Source organism: Halobellus captivus (assembly GCF_007655485.1).
In the GTDB taxonomy this organism is placed as follows: domain Archaea; phylum Halobacteriota; class Halobacteria; order Halobacteriales; family Haloferacaceae; genus Haloquadratum; species Haloquadratum captivum.
Window position 1 is genome coordinate 67,623 of record NZ_VJXQ01000009.1, and the last position, 269, is coordinate 67,891.

Consider the following 269-nt stretch of genomic DNA (forward strand, 5'->3'; position numbering starts at 1 on the left):
GAGCGTCTGCTGCATCAGTTGTCCTCCGCGTCGGCGTCGGTGGCGGCCTGCCAGCCACGATGGAACACGGCGAGCTGGGTGATCGACTCGAAGGGCTTGCTACTGGGCTCGTGGACGAGAATGCGGTGGTCAGGGATCGGCGTCACCACATCGTCCTCGACGAGGTCGCCAACGAGACGCCGAGCACTCCGCTCGTCGATGTCCGCCGTCGCGACCCGGGACGCATCCCGGTCCTGGGCAACGAGTTCGGTTTCGAGCCGGTCGTAGTC

1 protein-coding gene is annotated in these 269 nt (G+C 66.5%); it reads right to left on the bottom strand.

Annotated features, from left to right (window positions below):
• Nucleotides 1–14: 14 nt before the first annotated feature.
• Nucleotides 15–269, bottom strand: a 255-nt coding sequence (locus FJT57_RS15925) for a hypothetical protein (RefSeq protein ID WP_144906840.1), incomplete at its 5' end; no start/stop codon positions are given.